Below are 24,134 nucleotides of genomic sequence, written 5' to 3' on the forward strand. Positions count from 1 at the left end.
GCGGTGACCGCCGTCGCTGACGAAAACCACATGGATCACACGGATCACATGGACAACACCAGTCACACCGATCGCGGACCCGGCAACACCGGCGACAGCACCCCCTCGGGCGCGTCCAGCGCCGTAGCCGCCGTAGCCGCCGTAGCCGCCGTAGGCGGTTCCGCCCCCGCCCCTTCCGGCCCTATCCCCGACCCCGATCCTGATCCCTCCGTCCCCGCCATCCCCTGGGACGACGGCCTGATCGCCCGCCGCGTGACCGACACCGCTGTGCAGCAAGTGGGGGTCCCCTCCGCCCCCGGGGCCCCCGCCCCCGGGGCCAGACCGGTGGCCGCACCGCCGCCGCGGCCCCCCGCCCCCCTCGCCTACGGCGGCCCCCTGCGCTCCCGTCTCGACGCGCTGCGCGAACTCGTGGGGCTCTCCCGGACCCGGCTCGACAGCAGGACGCTCGCCGAGGCCAGCAAGGTGCTCGAAGCGGCGGCTGCCCGGCGCAGGCTCTCCGGGCAGCACACCGTCGTCGCCATCGCGGGTGCCACCGGCAGCGGCAAGTCCCAACTCTTCAACACGCTCGCCGGGGTGGCCATCTCGGAGACCGGCCTGCGACGGCCCACCACCTCCGCGCCCATCGTGTGCAGCTGGGGCGACGGCGGCTCGGCGCTCATCGACCGGCTCGGGATCCCGGGACGGCTGCGCAGGCGCCCCGCACAGAGCCCGGAGGCGGAGGAGCAACTGCGCGGGCTGGTGCTGGTCGACCTCCCCGACCACGACTCGGCGGCCGTCCAGCACCGTGAGCAGGTGGACCGTGTCCTGGCGCTCGTCGACGCCGTGATCTGGGTCGTCGACCCGGAGAAGTACGCCGACGCCGTGCTCCACGAGCGCTATCTGCGGCCGCTGGCCGGGCACGCGGAGGTCATGTTCGTCGTCCTCAACCAGGTCGACCGGCTGCCCGGCGAGGCCGCCGACCAGGTGCTCGACGATCTGCGGCGGCTGCTCGACGAGGACGGGATCGCCCTCGGGGAGCACGGCGAGCCCGGCGCCACCGTGCTCGCGGTGTCCGCGCTGACCGGTACCGGGATCGGTGAACTGCGCGAGGCACTCGGCCAGTTCGTGACCGAGCGCGGGGCCGCGGCCCGCCGGGTCTCGGCCGACGTGGACGCCGCTGCGGCCCGGCTGCGGCCCGTCTACACCACCGGGCGGCGCGCCGGGCTCAGCGAGGAGGCACGCGACGAGTTCGCCGACCGGCTCGCGGACGCCGTGGGCGCTGGTGCGGCGGGCGAGGCGGCGGAACGGGCCTGGCTGCGCAACGCCAACCGCGCGTGCGGCACACCGTGGCTGCGGCTGTGGCGCTGGTACCAGGACCGGGGCGAGCTGCCGACCGGACGGCTGCCGGTGCGTACCCAGAACGACGAGGAGGCCACCGCCCGGCAGCGGGTGGAGCAGGCGGTGCGTACGGTGGCGGAGCACGCGTCGGCAGGGCTGCCCGCGCCGTGGGCGCAGGCGGTGCGCGAGGCGGCCGTACGGGGATCGCAGGGCCTGCCGGGGGCGCTGGACCTGTTGGCGGTGCGGGCCGGGCTTCCCCCGGGACGGCCGCCGCGGCCCGGCTGGTGGCCGGCGGCCGTGGTCGCCCAGGGCGCCATGACGTTCCTTCAGATCGTGGGCGGGCTGTGGCTGATGGGGCAGATCGCCGGGGTCGTGGCGCCGAACCTGGGCGTGCCGGTGCTGCTGATGCTCGCGGGGATCGTCGGCGGGCCCTTCGTGGAGTGGGGCTGCCGGATGGCGGCCCGCGGACCCGCCCGGCGCTACGGCCAGGAGGCGGAACGCCGGCTGCGGGAGGCGGCCGCCGGGTGCGGCAGGGCCCGGGTGCTCGACCCGGTGGCTGCGGAACTGCTGCGCTACCGGGAGGTGCGGGAGTGTTACGGGACGGTGGTGCAGGCCGGGGCGGGGGTGGGCGTGGGGGTGCGGTGACCCGGGAGGGACTGGAACCCCCGTAGATCCCCCGTGGATCCCTCGTAGATCCCCCGTAGATCCCTCGTACGGGTGACCGGGTTTTCCACAGGCGGGCGGTCGCCCACAGGGCTCAGCGGGCTCGTTCCGGCGGAGGCAGTCTGGTCATGCGTCGGCGCGCCGGCGGCGTACGCGAACAGGGCGTACGCCACCGGCGTGGCAGTCGAGACGCAGCCGTACGGGACGGGCCCGTAGGCGTATCCGCTGTCCGCCCGGCACAGCAGCCGGGGCGGGGGAGGAGTCCGGGATGAACGAGACGATCGTGTGTGCGGTGGGGAATGTGGCGACCCAGCCGGTGTACCGGGAACTGGCGGCGGGCCCGTCGGCACGGTTCCGGCTCGCGGTGACCGCGCGGTACTGGGATCGCGAGAAGAGCGCGTGGACCGACGGGCACACCAACTTCTTCACGGTGTGGGCCAACCGTCAGCTCGCCGCCAATGCGGCGGCGTCGCTCTCGGTCGGTGACCCCGTCATCGTGCAGGGCAGGCTGAAAGTGCGTTCGGAGACACGGGAGGGCCAGCAGAACTGGGCGTCGGCCGACCTCGATGCGGTGGCGATCGGCCACGATCTCGCCCGCGGCACCTCGGCGTTCCGGCGCGGCGGCCGCCCGGAGACGGGAGCGGGGGCGGGAGTGGGGACGGGTGCCGCAGGGTCGGCGGCGGCCGCGTCCGGTGCCCTGCCGGAGCCCAACTGGGAGACGCCTCCGGTGAGTTCCGCGGAGCCGGAGGCCGTGCCGGACACGGCGCCCGAGACGGCGCGAGAACCGGAGCCGGTTGCGGCGGCGATGTGACCTCACGTCACATTGCGTCACGTGAGGTGATGTCGGTGGCCGAAAACCTCTGAGCGAACTGTGACTTGTCGGCAGCCCCGCTGTGAACCGCGTGAACGAACCGGACGACCGGTACGAACCCTCGGACCAGAACCCGGACCTCGCAGACCCCGGGAACGACCCCACGACCGGGCCGCCCGAGCGCGCTGACCAGGCCCAACACCCTGGCTGCTCGGCCCTTCTGTCGACGAGCCACAGTCGCCGCCGATGATCGCGGCGATAACGATTCCGGATCGGATCGGTTATCGGATCACAGGACTGGGAAAGGTGGTGCGCCGGTGTCCATAGGATGCCGACGTACGTTCTCGGGGCTGCTGATCCTGCTGGTGAGGCCTTGTCCTCCCGTGCCGGTGGATCCTGCTCGAAAGGGAATCCTGTGCTTGCTGCGTTGTCACGCTGCGTGGTCTCCGGACTCGTCGTCGCAGGCGTTCTGGCCACCGCCGGTACGGCAGCCGCGGACGAGACACCCCAGACGCAGGGCGGAGCGACCGCCACCATAGGCGGGCTGAAGACCTACGGCGCCGCGGTGATCCACGAGACCGACGGCGACCAGCAGGTGTCGGCGGGGCTGTTCGAGATGTCGGTCGACGGCGGAGGCACCCTCCAGACGTACTGCGTCGACCTGGACAACCCGACCCAGCGGGACGCCAAGTACCAGGAGACCTCCTGGAGCAGCACCTCGCTGGGCACCAACAAGAACGCGGGCCGGATCCGCTGGATCCTGGAGAACTCCTACCCGCAGATGAACGACCTCGCGGCCCTCGCGCGGAAGGCAGGCGCGGGCAGCCTCAGCGAGCAGGACGCGGCGGCCGGTACCCAGGTGGCGATCTGGCGCTGGTCGGACGGCGTGGATGTCGACGCGGTGGACCCGCAGGCCGAGAAGCTGGCGGACTACCTGCAGAAGAGCGCCCAAGACCTGGCGGAGCCCGAGGCGTCGCTGACCCTCGACCCGCCCGCGGTCGCCGGGCACGCCAGCGGGCTGCTCGGCCCGGTGACCGTGCACACCAACGCGGCGAGCGTGACGGTGATCCCGCCCACGGACTCCGCCACGACCGGGGTGCGGATCGTCGGCAAGGACGGCGAGAAGATCACGTCGGCGGAGGACGGCACCGAGATCTACTTCGAGGTGCCCGCCGACACCGCCGACGGCGCCGCGGAGTTGACGGTGCAGGCGTCCACCACGGTCCCCGTCGGCCGGGCCTTCGCCTCCGAGAACCGCAGCCAGACGCAGATCCTGGCCGGCTCCAGCGAGTCGACGGTCTCCGCGATCGCGAACGTCACCTGGGCGGGACAGGGCGCGATCCCCGCCCTGTCGGCGCACAAGGACTGCGCGAAGAGCGCCCTCGCCATCACGGCCTCCAACCAGGGCGACGAGGCGTTCACCTTCGAGCTGGTGGGCACCACGCACAGCATCCCGGCGGGCACGTCCCGGACGGTCACGGTCCCGCTCCAGGAGGACCAGGCCTACGACTTCACGATCAGCGGGCCGAACGGCTTCTCGGAGCGCTTCACCGGCGTCCTCGACTGCAAGACGGCGAGCAGCACGGCGGGCGACTCGGTCCAGACCCTCAGCGAGCCGAGCCCCGTCACAGCGGGCGTCACCTCGGGCGTCACCTCGGGCCGTACCACCAACCTCGCCGCCACCGGCAGCTCCGACATGACCCCCCTGATCGCAGGCGTGGCCATCGGCTTCGTGGTCATCGGCGGCGCAGCCCTCCTCCTGATCCGCAAGAAGGAAACCGGCCCTCAGGACTGACCCCGAGCCACGCTCGACCCCACCCCCGGCACAGGTGCCGAGCAGGTGACACGGGTCGCGTGCACAGACACACGGTGATCACGAACAGCGAGCTCCCTGGCCAACTGGCCAGGGAGCTACACGCAGTTGAGGCCCCGGCCCGAGCGCCGGCCGTGCGCCGTGGGCCGTTCGTCATGCGGTCGTCCAGGGGTGGGGATCGCGCCGCCCCGGTAGCGGTACCGCGTGTCAGGACGCGCGAGTCCGCGGCACAGGCCGCAGGCACCGCCGCCTGCCCGTCGTCCCGTCAGGAACCGAGAGGCGACGGGCACCGCGCTGCGCTTCCAGGCCCGCCAGACGGACGGCACCTGGGCGACGCTCACCTCTGCGACTCTCAGCACCGGCGGCAGCGCCACCGCGAAGATCACGTTCTCCCGGACCGGGACATGGACTCTGCGCGTCTACCGCCCCGGAACGACGACCCTGACGGGCACCTACTCCTCCGCCTGGAGCGTGAAGGTGAGCTGACACAGGGAAGGATGCCGACGCATCGCCGCAGTCGCATGAACGCGCGAGCAATTCACCCGTGCCACGTGCCGTTCGCAGCTGCGGTGGACGGCGAGTCCTCGGGCGCCGGTGCTGCGGAGGACTGCGCGGCGCCGTCTTCCTTCATGGCCTTGGCCTCGCTCTTGAGGATGCGCATCGACTTGCCGAGGGAACGCGCCGCGTCGGGCAGCTTCTTCGAGCCGAACAGCAGGATGATCACGATCGCCACGACCAGCAGGTGCCAGGGTTCCAGTCCGTTGCGGAGCATCCCGCACACCCCTTCTCATCGCATCGGCGGGCCGGCGACACGCACGGCCCGACCATCGGTCAGTCCGAAATAATTGCTCTATTGCGCAACTGTGCAAGAAGTGTACAAGCTCTTGGATGGCGCCGGTCGTCCTTCGGGTACGAGTCCGGGCCCTACTCGTCGGAGTCGGGTTTCTTGCCCGCTGCCGCGTACGCCTGGGCAGGGGTCATCGCGACCCCGTTGAGGCTGACCGTCCTGTAGGGGCTGACCGTGGCGCACTTGGACTCGCCGGCGGTCGACGCGTTGGCGTTGGCGGTCGCGGTCTTCGCGGTGGCGGCGGTGTCGGGATACGTCGTGCCCTTGGACCAGTCGCTGCCGATGACCAGGGTCAGTCCGGCGGCCGACCCCTTCTTCAGCGTCGAGCCGGGCAGGTTCAGGGCCTTGGCGACCGTCTGGGCTTGTGCCTTCTCACTGGGGCCGTAGGTCAGTGTCGTGGAAGTCGCCGGGCTCGGCGCGTTGGCGGTCGTCGTGCCGGAGCCGAACCCGGCGTCCGTCAGGGCGGTCGCGATGACGGAGGCGCGGCCCGTGATGGCGGTGCCGTTCTCGACAGTCACGTCGACATCGGACTTGGACACCGGGGACGCGCTTGCCGTGGCCTTCGCGGTCGCCGAGGAGGCCGCCGACTTCTTGCCCGAACCGGTGGTCAGCGACTGGTCGTCGGCGATGGTCGAGAACAGGCTCTTGGCGCCGTCAGCCACCACCACACGGTCGCTGTTGTTCGGGTCGGCGCCGGTCTGCATGGTGGTGAACGTCATCCGCTTGGCGGGGACCTTGTTCACGTCCGCCGCGAGCGAGACCAGCTTGCTGACGCTGCCGAGGCCGTCGTCCACGGTGAGCGCCTTCGTGGCGGCGTCCGCGAGGTCGTAGACCGCGGTCGGGTCGGTGAGCGTGCCCGCGCTCTTGAACTTGCGGATCATCGCGCTGAGGAAGATGTGCTGGGAGACGGTACGGCCGAGGTCGCTGCCGTCGCCGAAGCCGTGCCGCGAGCGGACGAACTCCAGCGCGGCCTCGCCCTTGAGGGTGTGGGTGCCCTCGGACAGCTTCAGGTGCGAGTAGGTGTCGTACACGTTGTCGCTGACGCACACCGACACGCCGCCGACCGCGTCGGACATCTTGACCACGCCGGAGAAGTCCAGCTTCACGAAGTGGTCGATGGGGATGCCGGTGAGCTGGTGCACCGTGGCGACCTGGCAGGCGGGCCCGTACTGGAGCGCGCTGTTGATCTGCCCGTAGTAGCCGGACGTGGAGGTGTGGTACTTGGTGTCCTTGCAGGCCGGGATGTTCGTCATGGTGTCACGGGGGATGCTCATGACGGTGGCGTTGGAGCGGTCGGCGGATATGTGCACCACCATCTCCACGTCCGCGTTGCCGTAGCCGCTCTGCACGCCGGTCTTCGAACAGCCGCCGCCGAGCTTGCAGTCCGCACCGCTCGTCCGGCCGTCCGATCCCATCACCAGGATGTTGATCGGTGTCCGCCCGAACGCGTCGGCCTTCTCCTTGCCGCCCTTCCCGTCCAGCGCAACGCTGTTGATGTTGCCGTTGAGGTGCTGGTAGAACCACCAGCCCACCCCCGCCGTGCCCAGCACCAGCACCGAGAGACACAGGCCCACGACCTTCAGCACCCGTCTGCCGCGCCCGTCCCGCTTCGCCCGCCGGGTCCTGCCTTTACCGCCACTGCCGCCACTGCCGCCACTGCCGCCACTGGCGCCGTGGCCGACAGTGCCGCCGCGACGGGCCGCTGCCCTCGCCGCCGCCCGGCCGCCCGGCAGGCGCTCCGAGTCGGACGCATCCGCTCGTACTTCGGGCTCCCGCAGTCCGGGCTCCCGCAGTCGGGGCTCCCGCGTGGTGCGGCGGCGCGTCGCCTGGCCGCCCCGGGAATTGCTCATCTCCCACTCCCATGAACGGTCGGGCTGACCCGATCAGGCATCGGATGCACGGTTGCGCAATCTAGCAAACATAAGGGGAGGAGTGGTGAGATTCTCCTCCGATTCACAGGTGAGGGTCCGGGCCGGACACCTCAGCCGCGTCAAGGGGCTTCACTCCGGTAGCGCGCGGCGATCCACGCGGCGCCCCGCTCGGCGAGGACCCGACGCCGCCCCCAACGCGAACGCCGTACCGCAGCGGCCCCCGGCTCTGCTGCGGCCAGTTCGGCCAGTCGGCCGGCCGCACGGGCCAGTTCCGCCTGAAGTCGTCGGCGTCGGCCCGGAGAGCCGCCCCTCAGTATCGCCGTATACAAGCCTTCCACCTCCGCCAGGGCAACACCCAGCCGCAGATTCATCTCACGCACTCGCCGAATGTCACCGTGCGGCATGCGCGCCCTTCTTCCCCCGACATCAGGACCGGCTCCCACCTAGTTCCATTATTGCGCAATCTTGCAATTCATCTTGTACAGCGCTACCGCGGACCGCCGTCGCACCCACCGCACCCGGGAGCGCGTCAGCCGGTGGCGACGGCCCTTCCCGCCTTGGCCCAGTTCGTGTGCAGTTCGGCGAGGTAGGACCGGGCCTGGCTGCCCGGAGCGGTACCGCGGGCGAAGGCGAGCATATTGGCCGAGCCTGTGTTGTAGCCAAGAGCCAGGAGCTGGTCCCTGGTGTACGAGGCGGGCCAGGTGGCGGGCAGTTCGGAGGACAGGTCGTGCAGGTACCAGGCTTCCGCCTCGACGGCCAGGTCCCGGTCATCGGGCAGGTCCTCCCAGCTGCGGTTCGCGAAGTCCCGCCCCCGCTTGACCTGGTCGAAGGCGGCTCTGTGCATGTTCGCGATACCGAAGGCGGCATCGGGCTTGTACTTCTGCCAGGCCCGTTCGAAGGCCGCGTCGTGCGGTTTGTACGCCTCGTTGTAGAGGATCGCCATCAGCAGCTGAGAGCTGACGCCGGTCTGGCGGGCCCGGGTGCGCACCTGGGTGGCGTAGTCGGCGGGATCGTACGACGAAGAGGCCGCCGAGGAGGCCGCCGACGAGGCCGCCGAGACGGACGGCGATGCCGATGCCGCTGACGGGGCCGAAGCCGCTGACGCGGTCGCGGTGGGCGTGGGCGCCGGGGTCGCGGTCCCGGCCGGGGACGGGGAGTCGCCCTGCTGGGTGTTGGCCGCCCTGATGATGACGTACAGCGCGAGGGTCATGACTGCCACGGTGATCCACCAGCGGCGCATCGTTGCCCGGGAATCGGACATCCTTGCCCTCTCTCCCGTCCAGCCCCGACCCTTGGACCGGCTCCTGCCCTTCGACCAGCACCCTTGTACAGCAGGCGGATTAAGAACCGCGTGAGGCGTCACCGTCCGGGACGGTTCTCGTGGAACGGGACCGCAACACCATGCCGGGCCCGCCGTCTGCCGGGCGTCGTCGCCCGTAGCGGGTCCTGGCGGCCAGGAGTGCGGCGGCGTAGAGCGCGAGAACGGCCATGAGCAGCAGGTAGTAGACCGCCGGGAGAGCGGTCAGGCCGAGGGGCCGTCCGAGGGGGGACGGCGGCAGCAACAGCCCGATCACGGCCAGCGCGGCCGCCGCGCAGGCGACGGATCCGGGCCTGCGCCACCCGGCACCGGCTCGTCCCGGCCGCAGCACCAGCATGACCAGAGCCTGGGTGAGCAGGTTCTCGGTGAACCAGCCGGAATGGAACGCCGCCTCGTCCAGGGCGGTTCCCAGCCCGTGCAGGGCGAGCGCGAGGACACCGAAGGTGGCCAGGTCGGCGGCGGCGTTGAGCACGCCGAAACCGGTGATGAAGCGCAGCAGCTCACGAGGACCGAGCACGGTCGGGCGACGCAGTGCCGAGGGGTGCGGGCGGTCGTAGGCGAAGGCGAGCTGGGCGGCGTCGAAGCACAGGTTCTGGGCGAGGACCTGCGCCGGGAGCATCGGCAGGAACGGCAGGAGCAGACCCGCGCAGAGCATGGCGATGACGTTGCCGAGGTTGGAGGACAGGGTGACGCGCAGATAGGTGGCGATACTGCCGCTCGCGCGTCGGCCCACGGTGACGGCATGGGCGATCGAGGTCAGGTCCTTCTCGGCGAGCACCACGTCGGCGGTCTCGCGGGTCACGTCGGCGGCCTCGTGCGGGGCGATGCCCACGTCGGCGGTGAGCAGGGCGGGCAGGTCGTTGACGCCGTCCCCGAGGAAGCCGACGGTGTGGCCGTCGGCCCGCAGGGCCCAGGTGATCCGGGCCTTGTGGTCGGGGGTGCAGCGGGCGAAGACGGTGGTACGGCGGGCCACCGCGGCGAGTTCGGCGTCGGTGAGGCCGTCGACGCGGTCGGCGGCGAGCACCTGGTCCCCGGTGAGGGGGATGCCCAGGTCGCGGCAGGCGCGGGCGGCGGTGCCGGGATGGTCGCCGGTGAGGATCTTCACCGTGACGCCCCGTTCGGCGAAGACGTCCAGTGCCTCGGCGGCGGTGGGTGCGAGCGCGTCCCGCAGGGTGACCAGGCCGCGGAATTCGAGGCCGCGTTCGTCGGCCGGGGTGTAGTCGCGGGTGCGGGCCGGGCGTTCGGCGGTGGCGACCGCCAGCACCCGCAGACCGTCGTCGGCCTGGCGCGCGGCGAGGGCGCGAAGCCGGGTCCGCTCGTCCTCGTCGAGCAGACAGCGTTCGAGGACGGCTTCGACGTCTCCCTTGGCGATCAGGGTGTGGGTGCCGAGCCGGCCGGGGGTGCGGACGACGGCGGTGGCGAGCCGGCGCAGTGGGTCGAAGGGAACGGCCGCCGTCCCGTCGTACGCCATGAGGTCGTCCTCGTCGGCGATGTCCAGGAGCGCCTCGTCGAGGGCGTCGGGGACCGGCAGGTCGGCGAGTTGCAGGGTCCACCAGGCGCTGACGGCGGCCCAGTTCAGCACCTCGGGGTCGTCCCGGCCGTCCGGGCCGAGGGCACGGTCGACGACCGGGCGGTCCTGGGTGAGGGTGCCGGTCTTGTCCAGGCACAGCACGTCCATCGCGCCGATGTCGTGCAGCGCGGGCAGACGCTTGACGATCACTCCATGGGAGCGGGCGAGCAGCGCGGCGCCACGGGCCAGGCAGGTGGTGACGAGGACCGGCAGCATCTCCGGGGTCAGCCCGACCGCCACGGCCACGGCGAACGGCAGCGTCTCCAGGCCCCGGTCCCGCAGCGCCGCGTTGGCCATGAGGACCAGCGGCGGGGTGAGCAGCATGAACCGGATCAGGATCCACGCGATGCCGCGCACGGAACGGTCGAACGCGCTCGCCTCGTGCCGCCCGGCCCCGCCCCGCGCGGCGGCGAACCGGGTGCGCACTCCCGTCGCGGTGACGACCGCCGTGGCACTGCCCGAGGCGACACTGCTGCCCTGGAAGCAGAGCTGCGGCTGTTCGAAGATCCCGGCACCGGTCGCCCGGGGCGGATCGCCGGCGTGCTTGCCGACCGGCGCCGACTCGCCTGTCAGCGCTGCCTGATGCACCGTCAGGCCGTTGGCGCGCAGCAGCCGTACGTCCGCCGGGACCAGGTCGCCCGGACCTAGGCGGACGATATCGCCGGGGACCAGCTCGGCCACCGGAATCTCGCGGCAGACGGGCTCGGTGTGCTCGGTGCCCTCAGCGTCCTTGGCGTCCTTGGCGTTTCTTCGCCGCACCACGGACGCGGTGGTGGCGACCAGTTCGCGCAACCCGGTCATGGACCGGTCGGCCCGGTGCTCACCGGTGGCCCGCAGCGCGCAGCTCACCACCACCAGCAGCAGGATCACCGACGCGGTCCCCCACGCGGAGACGACCGCCGAGACCAGGCCCAGGCACGCCAGTACGGCGGTGAAAGGATCCCGCAGGCTGCTGACGAAGAGCCGCGGCCAGGAGGCCCCGCGTGCGTCCGGGACCGTGTTCTCGCCGAACGCGAGCAGTCGCTCCTCGGCCTGGGCCTCGGTCAGACCGCGCGGACCGCTGTCCAGCTCGCGCAGCACGGCGAGAAGCGTCGGTACGACGGCACCGCCCGCTCCGGATTCCTCGTCACCGGACGCCGGTACGGCCTCGGGACCGGGCCTGTCGGCGCCGCGCCCAGAGGTCGCAGTGGTCTCAGCCACCGGTCCCGCGCAGCCCGCGTACGGGCGCGGCCGCCCGGTGCGAACGCGCGGTCAGCTGGCCGACCATGACGCGCACCACCGTCACGACATCCGGATCGTCGACGTAGTAGATCTGCCGCCGTCCCTCACGGCGGGCCTGCACGAGACCCGCGAGCTTCAGCTTGGCCAGGTGCTGGCTGACGGCGGGCAGTGCGCCGCCCACACGGTCGGCGAGATGGGTGACATCGCACTCGCCCTGGGACAGCGCCCACACCAGGTGCAGCCGGACCGCCGACGCGAGCAGGCCGAACGCCTCGGCCGCCTCCGCCAGCACCTCGGCGGAGGGATCCTCGAAGCCACCGGCCTTCCCCACCACAGTCCGCCCTCCCCCTCTGCCGTCGCCCTGTGTCACGGTCGACGCCGGCGCGCCCACACAGTGTAGGCGTCCGGTTCCGCCAGGACGCATGGCCGGTGCGCCATCGACCGGATGTTCCTGTGGATGCCGGTCCGGCAGCCCGGCGGCTCGCTCAGCTCACCGTGCAGGCCCGGCCCCGGCCGGGCCTGCGCTCCTGCCTTCGTCCCACTCCAGTCCGCCCGGCACCCGTGCCGCGCGCACAGCAAGCAGCGCAACCCCAAAGCCGTTCCACCGACCTCAGGTACCAGGCGCCCGCTCGCCACAACGCTTGTCTCTCACAAGGCGCCTTCACCTCTCACTATTCGTCGCTACCGCGCAGCCGGTCGAGTAGCCGGGCGGTGGTCAGGGTGTTGGGGTGGTCCTCGCCCAGCACCCTCCGCCGCCGGGCCAGTGTGTCCTCACTCAGGGCACGGGCCTCCTCCACCAGCCCCACATCGGCCAGATCGACGGCCAGGTTCGATGCGGTGGTCAGGGTGTTGGGGTGGTCCTCGCCCAGCACCCGCCGCTGCCGGGCCAGTGTGTCCTCACTCAGGGCACGGGCCTCCTCCACCAGCCCCACATCCGCCAGATCGACGGCCAGGCTCGACGCGGTGCTCAGGGTGTTGGGGTGGTCCTCGCCCAGCACCCGCCGCTGCCGGGCCAGTGTGTCCTCACTCAGGGCACGGGCCTCCTCCACCAGCCCCACATCCGCCAGCCAGATGGCCAGGTTCGATGCGGTACGCAGGGTGTCGGGGTGGTCCTCGCCCAGCACCCTCCGCCGCTTGGCCAGCGTGTCCTCACCCAGGGCACGGGCCTCCTCCACCAGCCCCACATCCGCCAGCCGGTTGGCCAGATTCGACGCGGTGGTCAGGGTGTCGGGGTGGTCCTCGCCCAGCACCCGCCGCTGCCGATCCAGCGTGTCCTCACCCAGGGCACGGGCCTCCTCCACCAACTCCACCTCCGCCAGCCGGATGGCCAGGTTCGACGCGCTGCTCAGGGTGTCGCGGTGGTCCTCGCCCAAGAGACGGCGGCGGCGCTGGAGCGTGTCGTCGTCCAGTGCGCGGGCGCCCGCGTGGTCCCGGGTGTCAGCGAGGGCGCGAGCGAGGTACTGGGCGGTCCACAGGGTGCCTTCGTGGTCCGGCCCCAGTTGCCGGAACCAGGCACGGTGCAACTGCTGAAGGCGGCCCAGGACGGTATCGGCCTGGCCGCGGTCCAGCAGATACCAGCAGGCATCGCGGACCACGTCCCGTCCCGCCTCGGTGGTGACGACGTCCGGGTCGACAGCAAGCAGGTGGGGGAGCAGCAGCCGCCAGCCGGGCCACGTCGAGGGCTCGTTGGCGTCTCCGGGACTGACGGCGGTCAGCAGGGCTTCGGCGTCCTTGTCGGCCTGTGCACGCTGGTCGGGGGTGAGCTGGTCGCGCAGGACGGTCTGGGTGAGGCGGTGCAGCTGGATGGTGCCGTCCTGGGCCCTGGCCACGCTGTGCCGGTTGATGGCGTGCAGCGTTGCGCTGCTCGCGAGGCGAGTGGCCAAGGCGTCCGTCAGGGATGGAGAGGCACTGTCGGGGAGGTGGCCGGCGCAGGCGGTGACAGGGAAGGGCTCGGGAGCCAGCAAGCTCAGGGCGAACAGCAGGGCAGCTGCACCGGGGTGGTCGTATGCCAGGCGGCCGGCGGTGAGACGGACCTGCGCGGCCAGGGACACGGGGTAGCCGGCGGGGCGGCCCTCGGCCAGGACCTCGGCGGTGCTTCGGGCCAGTTCGGCGCTCAGGTCAGCGGCGGACAGGCCGTCGGCGAGCAGGGCGGCGGCCTGGGCCAGGGCGAGCGGCAGATCGTCAAGAACCCCGGCGAGACGGTCGGCGTCCGCATCGTCCAGGACGGCGCCGTGGGCATGGAGCAGGGCGACGGACTCGTCACGGGTGAAGACGTCGACATCCAGCGGGGTGGCGTGGGCGTGCCAGTGCGGATTGCGGGAGGTGACCAGGACATGACCGGTACCGCCCGGCAGGTACGGGACCAGGGCCTTAGGGTCTTCGATGTTGTCGAAGACCAGCAGCCAGCGAGACCGGGTACGCAGCTCACCCAGCAGCGCCTCCACCGCATCGACGGAGGGCGCATCGGAAGGTGCGGCGCCGATGCGGGTGGCGAGCTGGGCCAACTGGTCGGGGATGAGAGCGGGATCCTCGGCGGCAATCCACCAGGCAAGCTCGTACTCGCCGGCGAAACGGTGCGCGTACTCGACGGCCAGCTGGGTCTTGCCGACCCCGCCGCGCCCGTGCAACGCCTGCACGGCCACGCGACTGCTGGCAGCCAGCGTCTGGCGCAGCCGGACCAGGAGGCCGTCGCGGCCGGTGAAGGAGGCGTTGCGGGCGGGCAGGTTCCACACCCGCGGCAGCGACCCGGGCAGACGCGGCCCACTGCCGCCCACCTGCCGCAACGCCCCCGGGAAGGTCGGCGCAACGGTCGGCCGACGCGGGCCGGTGACCGCCTCCAGCAGGGTCCGGCGGGCAGCATCCTCGCCCACACCGAATACATCCCGGGTGATGAGGGGGCGCAGGATCGCCGGGCAGACCGCCTCGGCCACCCGCACCGGAGTGATCTTCTCCTGCATCGCCACCACGGCGTTCCACTCAGGCGTGGTGAAGCGTTCCGGTTCGAAGTAGGCCGGCGAGAACAGCGCCAGGAACCGCCCGCGCTCCAACGCGGCGTTCATCTTCAGGACGAAGTTGTCCCCCGCACCCCAGTCCCAGTAATCGAGCTCGACCTGGTATCCGGCGTCGAGCAGCTGCCAGGCCACCCACTCCGCCCAGGCCCGATCCGCCCCCGCATGACTGACGAACCACGCCCCGCCAGGCGCTCCATCGTCGCCCATCCCGCCCCCGAGTCCAGCCACCGCACCGAGCCTCCGAGCCTAGAACTCCCTGCCCCCAGGCACCCGCCATTCCCCCATACCCACGAGACACCACAGCCAAGATGCCCTGCTGCACTGACGGCAGACGCTTCCCTCAGGCGTATGGCACGGCACGAAAAGGCCGTGCCATACGCCTGCCATATCGTGCGGGGAACCACGGGGAACCAGAGGCCGGTGGGGTGTAGCGAGCACACGCGCGCACCGTCTGTCGGCACTCCCGCCGTCGTCGCGGGCTGTCGTCGGCTGAGGTTCGGGCGGGGCGGGGAGAGGCTGGTTGCCGGAGGGTGACCGGCGGGTCGGGATGATCAATTCTGGGCCGTCCCTGGGCCGTGCGACGGTGGCCCAAGGCACTCCGCGGTGACCGATGACGACAGGCGAGCCGACGCCCGCAGCCCCGCAACCGCAGGTCACCCGCCCCTCACCATATGGGTTACCACCCAGCCCTTGCCGTCAGGCAAGATGGGTTGTATCTGCCCACTGCCAGATTTCAAGCTGCCGGACGGTTTCTCTTGGCTGAGTTCATTTACACCATGCGCAAGGCGCGCAAAGCGCACGGCGACAAGGTGATCCTCGACGATGTCACCCTGAGCTTCCTGCCCGGGGCGAAGATCGGCGTCGTCGGTCCGAACGGGGCCGGTAAGTCGACCGTTCTGAAGATCATGGCGGGGCTGGAGCAGCCGTCGAACGGTGACGCGTTCCTGTCGCCCGGCTACAGCGTCGGCATCCTGCTCCAGGAGCCGCCTCTGACCGAGGACAAGACGGTCCTGGAGAACGTCCAGGAGGGCGTCGCCGCGATCAAGGGCAAGCTCGACCGGTTCAACGAGATCGCCGAGCTGATGGCGACCGACTACTCCGACGCGCTGCTCGACGAGATGGGCAAGCTCCAGGAGGACCTCGACCACGCCAACGCGTGGGACCTCGACGCGCAGCTCGAACAGGCCATGGACGCCCTCGGCTGCCCGCCCGGCGAGTGGCCCGTCACCACCCTCTCCGGTGGTGAGCGCCGCCGCGTCGCGCTGTGCAAGCTGCTGCTGGAGGCCCCCGACCTGCTGCTGCTCGACGAGCCCACCAACCACCTGGACGCCGAGTCGGTGAACTGGCTGGAGCAGCACCTGGCCAAGTACGACGGCACCGTCGTCGCCGTCACCCACGACCGGTACTTCCTGGACAACGTCGCGGGGTGGATCTGCGAGGTCGACCGCGGCCGGCTGCACGGCTACGAGGGCAACTACTCCAAGTACCTGGAGACCAAGGCCACCCGTCTCAAGGTCGAGGGCCAGAAGGACGCCAAGCGGCAGAAGCGGCTCAAGGAAGAGCTGGAGTGGGTCCGCTCCAACGCCAAGGGGCGGCAGGCCAAGTCCAAGGCGCGTCTCGCCCGTTACGAGGAGATGGCCGCCGAGGCCGAGAAGATGCGGAAGCTGGACTTCGAGGAGATCCAGATCCCGCCGGGGCCGCGGCTCGGCAGCGTCGTCGTCGAGGTCAACAACCTCAACAAGGCCTTCGGCGACAAGGTCCTCATCGACGACCTCAGCTTCACGCTGCCGCGCAACGGCATCGTCGGGGTCATCGGGCCCAACGGCGCCGGCAAGACGACCCTGTTCAAGATGATCCAGGGGTTCGAGACGCCCGACTCCGGCAGCATCAAGGTCGGCGAGACCGTCAAGATCTCGTACGTCGACCAGAGCCGCGAGAACATCGACCCCAAGAAGACCCTCTGGGCCGTCGTGTCGGACGAGCTGGACTACATCAACGTCGGCCAGGTCGAGATGCCGAGCCGTGCGTATGTCTCCGCCTTCGGGTTCAAGGGGCCCGACCAGCAGAAGCCGGCCGGTGTGCTGAGCGGTGGCGAGCGCAACCGGCTCAACCTCGCGCTCACCCTCAAGCAGGGCGGCAACCTGCTGCTGCTCGACGAGCCGACCAACGACCTCGACGTCGAGACCCTCAGCTCACTGGAGAACGCGCTGCTCGAGTTTCCCGGCTGTGCCGTCGTCGTCTCCCACGATCGGTGGTTCCTCGACCGCGTCGCGACGCACATCCTCGCCTACGAGGGCGACTCCCGGTGGTTCTGGTTCGAGGGCAACTTCGAGTCCTACGAGAAGAACAAGGTCGAGCGGCTCGGTCCGGACGCCGCCCGCCCGCACCGCGCCACCTACAAGAAGCTGACCCGGGGCTGAGGGCTGAGCGAAGCAGATGCGCCACATCTACCGCTGCCCGCTGCGCTGGGCGGACATGGACGCGTACGGGCACGTCAACAACGTGGTCTTCCTGCGCTACCTGGAGGAGGCCCGTATCGACTTCCTCTTCCGCCCGGACAAACAGTTCAAGCAGGGGTCCGTGGTGGCGCGCCACGAGATCGACTACAAGCGGCAGCTCGTCCACCGGCACCACCCGGTGGACATCGAGCTGTGGGTCAGCGAGATCAAGGCCGCGTCCTTCACCCTCGGCTACGAGGTGAAGGACGACGATCTCGTCTACGTCCGCGCGTCCACCGTCATCGTGCCGTACGACTTCGAGGGGCAGCGCCCGCGTCGGCTCACCGCTGAGGAACGGGAGTTCCTGGCGGAATACCGGGACGAGGACGGCGACGACGGCGAACCCGACGGCACCGAGCAGAAGGCCGTCGCCGCATGACGGCGTCGACCGTGCTCCATCTCGCCGACGACGGGGAGGCGGCCGATCTCGCCGCCTTCCTCTCCCGGCTGCTCCACTACGACCGCGCCGCCGCCGTACGCCTCCAGGCCGCCGGCACCGCGCTCGCCGTCTTCGGACGGCCGCCGTCCTTCGAGGTGCTTGCCGTCCGCGCAGCCCGGCTGGCGAAGCCGTACGAGAACGGACTCGACGTCACCCTCGACGTGACCGTCTCTGCGGGAGAGCTCCTGGAGTCCGTGGACGAGACGGCGGCCACGGCCGTCGTACCGGCCGCGGTGACCGGGCCGCCCTGGGCGGGCGTCCTGCCGCCCCGCGGCGGCTGGCGGCCGGCCGAACCCGGGCTGCCCGGCTCCGATGCACTGCGGGCTGCGGTGGCGTCCTGCGTCGCCGAGTTCCGCTCCCGTACGGCTGCCCTGGCGCCCGAGGCGCGCACCCGCGCCGCGCTCGACCGGGTCGGCCGGGAGATCTGGTCCCGCGAGGTCGCCGGGACCCGGCTGCCGCTGCGGGCCGTGCACGCCGCATCGGCGCTCGGTTTCCTGCGCCCCGCCGACGACGACGGGGGCACCGTACTGCTCGCCTCCGGGACCTGGCTGCGGCTGCGCACACCCTACGGCTCGGTCGCCGTACGGCCGGTCAGCGGCCCGGCGGGCCTCGGGGCACTGGACATCAGCGTGCGCTGAGCGCGCCCGGTGCGCGGCCGGTCACAAGGGCTAGTCCGCCGCATTGATCATCGTTGCCGCCGCGTACGTCAGGTACTTCCACAGCGTCTCGCTGTGCTCCTCGGACAGGCCGAGGTCGTCCACGGCGACGCGCATGTGCTTCAGCCAGGCGTCGTGCGCCGCGCGGTCGACGGTGAACGGGGCGTGGCGCATCCGCAGGCGCGGGTGGCCTCGGTTGTCGCTGTACGTCGTCGGGCCGCCCCAGTACTGCATCAGGAACAGACGCAGGCGCTCCTCGGCCGGGCCCAGGTCCTCCTCGGGGTACATGGGCCGCAGCAGCGGGTCCTCGGCCACCCCCTCGTAGAAGCGGTGCACCAGCCGGCGGAAGGTCTCCTCCCCGCCGACCTGCTCGAAGAACGTCTGCTCCTGAAGCGAGCCACGCCGGATCTCATTCACCCCTCCATCGTCTCAGACCGCCTCGCAGGGGATTCAAGGCCCCCGGTGACAGCGGGTGGCAGCGGGTGGCAGCAGGCGGCAGCGGACCGAGTCCGGGGTGCGGGGCCCGGCGGGCGGGGCCGGGCGGGATAGTGGAGCCATGAACGCGTACACCCAGGACGCGGAGTCCGAGACCCTCGCCGCCGAGGCACGGGCCGCGCTGGTGCGTGAAATCGAGGCGAGCGGCGCCTGGGACGCCGACCCGGTGTGGCGGGCGGCCTTCGCCGCGGTGCCCCGGCATCTCTTCGTGCCGTACTACTTCGTCGCCCTCACCAATGGCTACGAGCGCCGCTGGGGCGAGAGCCCGGACCCGGCAGCCCGGGAGCGCTGGCTGCGCGGCGCCTACGACGACGACCCGCTCGCGACCCGGCTGCGCGACGGCGAACTGGTCTCCTCCAGCAGCCAGCCCTCGCTGATGGCGATGATGCTGACCGCGCTGAACGTCGCGGACGGCCACCGGGTCCTGGAGATCGGTACGGGCACCGGCTACAACGCGGCGCTGCTCGCCCACCGCCTCGGCGACGGCCGCCTGGTCACCACCGTCGATCTGGAACCGGAGATCACCGAGGCCGCCCGCCGTCATCTGGCCGCTGCCGGGTACCGGCCGTTCGTCGTCACCGGCGACGGTGCCCGCGGGGTACCGGAACGCGCCCCCTACGACCGGATCGTCGCCACCTGCGCGCTGAGCACCCTGCCGCGTGCCTGGCTCGTCCAGTGCCGTCCGGGCGGCCGTATCCTGATGCCGTTCGCCACCGGGATCGTCGGCCTCGATGTGACGGACTCCGGGCATGCCGAGGGGCGCTTCCTGCACACCCCCGCCTACTTCGTGCCGCTGCGCGGCGCCGGGACCGGGCCGCAGCCGGTGCCGCTGGGCGGGGTGCCGACGGGGGCCAGACAGGACGAGCTGTTCCGCTTCCTCGTCGCCCTCACCCGCGGCCGCCTCGACCCCCAGGAGGCGTATGCCCTGTGGGAACGCGAGGGCAGACCGGAACGCGCCCGCTACGGCATGACGGTCAGCCCCGAGCGGATGTGGGCGTGGCTGGACGACCCGGAGGGCCCGTACGCCTGGCCCCTTGCGGGCGGCCAGGACACGCCCTGACGGCTGTTCAGGCCTGTTCTGCGGGTCGGCGGACGCGTCACGCCGACTCGGCCGCCCCGCCTGCTGCCCCGGCCCGGGTTCCCGCGCCGAGGGCTGCGCATCGGGCCGAGTGCCGCGCGGCGGGGTTTCAGCCCCGTCGGACCGTGATCGTCGTCCAGGCGCCCACGTGGACGCGGTCGCCGTCCTGGAGGGGTATCGGAACAAATGGCTGGATCGGTTCCTCGCCGCCGTTCACCGTCGTGCCGTTCGTCGAATTCTGATCGACCACCGCCCAACTCCCGTCGGGCTGCTGGACCAGCACCGCGTGCTGGTGCGAGACGCCCGGGTCCTCCGGCGGCACCGACAGGTCGATGTCGGGGGTGTCGCCGGTGGAGTGCCGGCGGCGGCCGATGGTGACCTGGTTGCCGGTGAGCGTGCGCTGCTGCTCCGGGGAGTACGCGGGCAGGTTCAGGCCCGTGGCCTCGGGGCCGGAGCGCTGCATCATCGCCATGAAGTAGTCGCGGTCCGGGCCGATCGTCGCGATCCACGTCATCGGCCGCTGCGGAGCCTGCGGGTACGCCGGTCCGGGCCCGGCCTGGCCGACGCCCTGCGGCGGGTAGCCGTAGCCGCCCTGGCCGCCGGGGCCACCGGAGGGCGGGGAGATCACCCAGTCGTCCTCGACGCCGCCGAAGGCCGGGCCGCCCTGCTGCTGCGGCCGGCCGCCGGTCTCCTGCGGGAACATCGGGGGAGCGGGCGGTCCGGGGGGAGCGGAGGGGCCGGGAGCGCCGGGGTGGTACGCCTGTCCGGTGCTACCGCCCACGCCACTGCCCATACCGGGGCCCATGCCGGAGCCCGCGGTGCCGCCGGGGCCGCGGCCCGTCCCGGTTCCGTAGCCGGTGCCCGGGCCGTGACCCGTGCCGGGCCCGTGGCCGGGAGACTGCGTGCCCGGACGCGACGGATCCGGTCCGAACATGGACGGGCCGCCCGTGCCCGCCGGACCGAAGTTGGAGGGACCACCCGGACCACCTGGCGCGCCGCCCGGACCACCCGGACCGCCACCGGGGCCGCCAGGGCCGCCGCCAGGCCCGCCATGCCCGCCGGGCCCACCCGGGCCCCCGGGACCGCTGCCCGGCCTGCCCGGCCCGCCCGCCCGCGTCGGCGGTCCGCCGAACGGCGTCGGCCCGGACGGCTCGCTGCCGAACGACGGGATCGGCTCGGCCGGACGGTTCATCTGCGACGGGCGTGAGCCCTGGTAGTCGTACGGGTCAGCGCCGAAGGCCGAGGGGCCCGGCGACTGCTGGAAGCGGCCCGCCGGACCGGGCGGCTGGGGCCGCTGCGGCGGGGCCGGGGTGTACGAGGTCGCCGTGTTGGTCAGGAAGTTCCACCGGCACTCCTCGCAGAACGGCGCGCCGCCCTCGCGGGGGGTGCGGCACTGCGGGCAGAGCTCCGGCTCACGGCCCCCTGCACCGGACAGGTGCGGGTTCGCTCCGGGCCGCCGGGGCAGGCCGCCGGCGGGCGGCGGGAAGCCGTAGCCCCCGGCCGGGGGCGGCGGGGGAGGCGGAGGCACGGCCCCGGCCATGCGGTGACCACAGACCTCGCACCAGTCGTCGGAACCCGACTGGTGTCCGTTCGGGCAGGTCGGCATGTCGGCTCTTCCCCCTCTCCTTCAGGAAGTTCTAGGTCACTTCTTTACACGAACAGTCTTTGTGGACCGTGTCTCGAGAGTCATCTCGTCGGCCTCCTCAACCTTCGCTTTCAGTCGCACAGTACCTGTCGTGGCGTCGACCACGTCCACGACCTTCGAAAGCAGTTTCGCCGTATCGGCGTTCCCAGAGACGCTGGCGAGCTGTACCGCGCGCCCGAGTTTGGCCGTCGCGCCGTCGAAATCTCCCGCTTTGCGCAGATCCAGGCCCTGCTGGATGACCTTGGCCAGTTCCGCCTGCCCGGTGTAGTGCGCCACCTGCGCGTTCATGGCCGTGGACGAGGCCATGTCGTCCGTCCACACCGCTCGTACGAGGCCCTGGGCGCCCAGATTCCGCACACTTCCTCCCCCACTCTCGGCTGCGCTCGAGCGGGAGGTGCCCCCTGACTGCGGCACCACCAGCGAGACCCGCGCGGCCAGCATCTCCTGGCCCAGGCCGGCCGCCGGGACCTCGACGCACACGTGGTAGTCGCGGGACTCGTCGCCCCAGGAGCCCGTCGGATAATCCCCGGCGCGCGGGCCCGCCTCGGTACGGCGGTTCGTCAACTCCGCGACGGTGGGTGCCACTTGCTTGACGAACCGGATCGTCGTACCGACCGGCGTCCACACCCGCAGGGCGACGTCGGCGACCTCCTTGCCCATCGCCGTCTCCATCATCTGTGTGAAGTCGGCGGAGAGAGCGGACGGATCGGCGACGATGTCGGCCGTGCCGAGCAGCGCCGAGGCGATCCCTGTGACTTCTTTCACTTCCCAGTCGGTGCCCACACCACGCGCGTCGCAGGTGAAACGGCCCGCGCACTCGTCGAGCGCGGCCTTGAGGTCCTCGGGCGACTCGTGCTCGTTGCGGCCGTCGGTGAGCAGGATGCCGTGCCGGATGGCGACGTCGGCGGAGGACAGCAGCCGGTCGGCGAGGCGCAGCCAGGTGCCGATGGCGGTGCCGCCGCCCGCACTGAGGCGGCGCAGCGCCTGCTTGGCCTGCTCGCGGGTGCCGGGGTCGGCCACGGCGAGACGGCCACCGCCGGGGTAGACCTCCTTGGCGACATGCGTGCCGCCGATCACCGCGAAGTGCACGCCGTCGCGCAGGGTGTCGATCGCGGCCGCGGTGGCGTCGCGCGCGTTGCGCATCTTGGTCGCCGGGTAGTCCATCGACCCGGAGCAGTCCACCATGACGGCCACCGCCGCCGACGGGCCCTGGCCCGGGCCGTAGAGATGCGGGGCGGTGACGGCGCTGCCGATCGTGCCGCCTCCGGTGGCGGTCACCGTGACGATCGCGTTGACCTCGCGGCCGCCCTCCGGCAGAAACTCGTTCTGGTAGACGTCCATCGAGAACGTCGGCACGTTCGACTTCGAGAAATTGGCCATGCCTACTCTGATCCCCCTATGGGCCCGCGGAACTGGATCCCGCGGGTGACGACTCGGTGCGGACCGGTCCCCTCCGGTCCTTCGAGGCCGGTGGGGCCGCCGTGGCCGTCCCGGGAGGGGTACGGCCGACTCCCGGGGCGGCGCGTCGTGCGACGGCCCGCCTCAGGCGGATCCTGCCCCCTGGGGCGGCGCCGGGAACGGCAGCACTGCCACTGTTACGTTGTCGTGGCCCCCACCGTCGAGGGCGTGACCCACCAGTACCTGCGCGCAGTGCAGCGGCCGCAGCGCGGCGTCCGGGGTGACGGCCTCGGCCATCTCCTGCGCCGTCTCGGCGTAGTTCCACAGTCCGTCGGTGCACACCACCACTACACCCGGCCTGTCGGGCTTGAAGGAAGCGGTGTGCGGCTCCAGTTCGTACGCGTCCGCGCCGAGCCAGCCGGTGATGGCGTGGGCGCGCTCGTCGGCGTAGGCCTCCGCCTCGTTCATCAGTCCCGCGGCGACCATCTGCGCGGCCCACGAGTCGTCCTCGGTGAGCCGGGCCGGGGGCGAGGAGCGGTCGACCGGCACCCAGTAGGCGCGGCTGTCGCCGACCCAGCCGACGACCAGCAGCCCGGAGGTGACGACCGAGCCGACGATGGTGCAGGCCGGGGCGTTCTGCTGCGGGGCGTGCTCTCGGGCCCCGGTGGGCTCGTCGGCGAGCGCGTCGACCGCGTGCGCGGCGGTGACGATCGCCTCGTGCATCGCCTGCTGGGGATGCGTGCCGAGCGGCAGGGCGGTCAGCAGCGCCTCGCGCGCCGCCAAGGAGGCGGCCAGGGAGGCGTCGTCGGGGCGGGTCGCCGAGGACACGCCGTCGCAGACGACCGCGCACAACGCGGGTGCGCCGTCCGGCAGTACGGCGGTGGCGAGGGTGAACGCGTCCTCGTTGCGGTGGTGACGCAGCCCACGGTCGCTCACGGCGGCGACCGGGCCGGACTCCTCCTCCATGTGGTCGCGTTCGCGGGGCTGGGCGTGGCCGCAGTTCTCGCAGTAGCCGTCACCGTCGACCCGGCCCGCCCGGCAGGCCACACACACCCTGGCCTCCTCGGCGGCGGCCTGCTGGTCGGCGGCCACCCGCGGGTCCGGCGCCTGGAGCGGGTACTCGTCCGGCTCCGGCAGACGGTCGAAACGCACCCCGGAGGCCGGGGGGACGGGGGAACCGGCCGGGTGCGGCGCATGAGCCGCGGGGGCGGGCGCGGGCACGGGCGCGGGCGGCGCGGCAGGTGCGGCGGCTACGGCACCAGGGGCGGGCGGCGCGGGGGTGGGACTGGTGGGACCCACGGGACCGGTGGGGCCAACGGGGTCCGCGAGTCCTCCCAGGCCGCTGAGCATCAGGGTGTCGTCCGAACCCCGTTGCACGGCGGCGGCCGACAGATCGAATCCGCAGGCACCGCAGAAACGGTCACCGGACTCGAGCGGCTCCTCGCAGCTCGGGCAGGCGGACAGCTGGGGCATCTGGGACATC

Annotated in this window: 18 protein-coding genes; 8 read left to right on the plus strand and 10 right to left on the minus strand. The window is 71.9% G+C overall.

Annotated elements, in window-relative coordinates; genetic code table 11:
• Positions 1-3 precede the first annotated feature (3 nt).
• From ACSYGN_RS26340 to ACSYGN_RS26355, 4 genes are all read left to right on the plus strand, one after another.
• The gene (locus ACSYGN_RS26340; RefSeq protein WP_460399742.1) at positions 4-1,962 is read left to right on the plus strand and encodes a YfjP family GTPase; all 1,959 of its coding nucleotides are present in this window, start codon (positions 4-6) and stop codon (positions 1,960-1,962) included.
• Positions 1,963-2,248: 286 nt separating this feature from the next.
• On the plus strand, positions 2,249-2,791 hold the full coding sequence (locus ACSYGN_RS26345; protein ID WP_460399745.1) for a single-stranded DNA-binding protein: 543 nt from the start codon (positions 2,249-2,251) through the stop codon (positions 2,789-2,791).
• 328 nt (positions 2,792-3,119) lie between these two features.
• Positions 3,120-4,586: a Cys-Gln thioester bond-forming surface protein gene (locus ACSYGN_RS26350; protein WP_460399747.1), complete on the plus strand. Its 1,467-nt coding sequence runs from the start codon at positions 3,120-3,122 to the stop codon at positions 4,584-4,586.
• A gap of 222 nt (positions 4,587-4,808) precedes the next feature.
• Positions 4,809-5,090, plus strand: coding sequence for a hypothetical protein (locus tag ACSYGN_RS26355; RefSeq protein ID WP_460399749.1), 282 nt, complete (start codon positions 4,809-4,811; stop codon positions 5,088-5,090).
• A 52-nt stretch (positions 5,091-5,142) separates the two neighbouring features.
• Here ACSYGN_RS26355 and tatA read toward each other — a convergent pair whose 3' ends face one another.
• The 6 genes from tatA to fxsT form a co-directional block, all read right to left on the minus strand.
• Entirely contained in the window at positions 5,143-5,376 is a 234-nt protein-coding gene (gene tatA, locus ACSYGN_RS26360) for a Sec-independent protein translocase subunit TatA (protein WP_460399751.1), read from the minus strand.
• Between the two features lie 152 nt (positions 5,377-5,528).
• Complete coding sequence (locus ACSYGN_RS26365; RefSeq protein WP_460399753.1) at positions 5,529-7,301, minus strand: LCP family protein; 1,773 nt, start codon at positions 7,299-7,301, stop codon at positions 5,529-5,531.
• Between the two features lie 550 nt (positions 7,302-7,851).
• Positions 7,852-8,583: a lytic transglycosylase domain-containing protein gene (locus ACSYGN_RS26370; protein WP_460399755.1), complete on the minus strand. Its 732-nt coding sequence runs from the start codon at positions 8,581-8,583 to the stop codon at positions 7,852-7,854.
• A 79-nt stretch (positions 8,584-8,662) separates the two neighbouring features.
• Positions 8,663-11,410 (minus strand): magnesium-translocating P-type ATPase, encoded by a 2,748-nt coding sequence (mgtA, locus tag ACSYGN_RS26375; RefSeq protein ID WP_460399758.1) that lies wholly within the window; start codon positions 11,408-11,410, stop codon positions 8,663-8,665.
• Positions 11,403-11,765, minus strand: coding sequence for an ArsR/SmtB family transcription factor (locus ACSYGN_RS26380; RefSeq protein WP_460399760.1), 363 nt, complete (start codon positions 11,763-11,765; stop codon positions 11,403-11,405). Before ACSYGN_RS26380 ends, mgtA begins: the two co-directional genes overlap by 8 nt.
• A gap of 337 nt (positions 11,766-12,102) precedes the next feature.
• Positions 12,103-14,670 carry an FxSxx-COOH system tetratricopeptide repeat protein gene (gene fxsT, locus ACSYGN_RS26385; RefSeq protein ID WP_460399762.1) on the minus strand — a complete coding sequence of 856 codons (2,568 nt, stop codon included), beginning with the start codon at positions 14,668-14,670 and terminating at the stop codon, positions 12,103-12,105.
• Positions 14,671-15,197: 527 nt separating this feature from the next.
• Between fxsT and ettA the strand changes: the two genes are divergently transcribed.
• The 3 genes from ettA to ACSYGN_RS26400 are packed head-to-tail and all read left to right on the plus strand — an operon-like array spanning position 15,198 to position 18,017.
• Positions 15,198-16,862, plus strand: coding sequence for an energy-dependent translational throttle protein EttA (gene ettA, locus ACSYGN_RS26390; protein WP_460399764.1), 1,665 nt, complete (start codon positions 15,198-15,200; stop codon positions 16,860-16,862).
• A 16-nt stretch (positions 16,863-16,878) separates the two neighbouring features.
• Positions 16,879-17,319 carry an acyl-CoA thioesterase gene (locus tag ACSYGN_RS26395; protein WP_460399766.1) on the plus strand — a complete coding sequence of 147 codons (441 nt, stop codon included), beginning with the start codon at positions 16,879-16,881 and terminating at the stop codon, positions 17,317-17,319.
• Complete coding sequence (locus ACSYGN_RS26400; protein ID WP_460399768.1) at positions 17,316-18,017, plus strand: hypothetical protein; 702 nt, start codon at positions 17,316-17,318, stop codon at positions 18,015-18,017. Before ACSYGN_RS26395 ends, ACSYGN_RS26400 begins: the two co-directional genes overlap by 4 nt.
• Positions 18,018-18,047: 30 nt before the next feature.
• On the opposite strand, the gene ACSYGN_RS26405 is transcribed toward ACSYGN_RS26400, so the two are convergent.
• Positions 18,048-18,452: a globin gene (locus tag ACSYGN_RS26405; protein WP_460399770.1), complete on the minus strand. Its 405-nt coding sequence runs from the start codon at positions 18,450-18,452 to the stop codon at positions 18,048-18,050.
• 139 nt (positions 18,453-18,591) lie between these two features.
• Here ACSYGN_RS26405 and ACSYGN_RS26410 point away from each other — a divergent pair, with 139 nt between their 5' ends.
• Positions 18,592-19,590 (plus strand): methyltransferase domain-containing protein, encoded by a 999-nt coding sequence (locus tag ACSYGN_RS26410; protein ID WP_460399772.1) that lies wholly within the window; start codon positions 18,592-18,594, stop codon positions 19,588-19,590.
• 127 nt (positions 19,591-19,717) lie between these two features.
• Here ACSYGN_RS26410 and ACSYGN_RS26415 read toward each other — a convergent pair whose 3' ends face one another.
• From ACSYGN_RS26415 to ACSYGN_RS26425, 3 genes are all read right to left on the minus strand, one after another.
• Positions 19,718-21,214, minus strand: a complete 1,497-nt coding sequence (locus ACSYGN_RS26415; RefSeq protein WP_460399774.1) for an FHA domain-containing protein — start codon at positions 21,212-21,214, stop codon at positions 19,718-19,720.
• A 36-nt stretch (positions 21,215-21,250) separates the two neighbouring features.
• The gene (locus tag ACSYGN_RS26420; protein WP_460399776.1) at positions 21,251-22,633 is read right to left on the minus strand and encodes a vWA domain-containing protein; all 1,383 of its coding nucleotides are present in this window, start codon (positions 22,631-22,633) and stop codon (positions 21,251-21,253) included.
• Between the two features lie 162 nt (positions 22,634-22,795).
• Positions 22,796-24,133, minus strand: coding sequence for a protein phosphatase 2C domain-containing protein (locus tag ACSYGN_RS26425; protein ID WP_460399778.1), 1,338 nt, complete (start codon positions 24,131-24,133; stop codon positions 22,796-22,798).
• Position 24,134 lies beyond the last annotated feature (1 nt).

It is taken from the genome of Streptomyces sp. YIM S03343 (assembly GCF_054729195.1).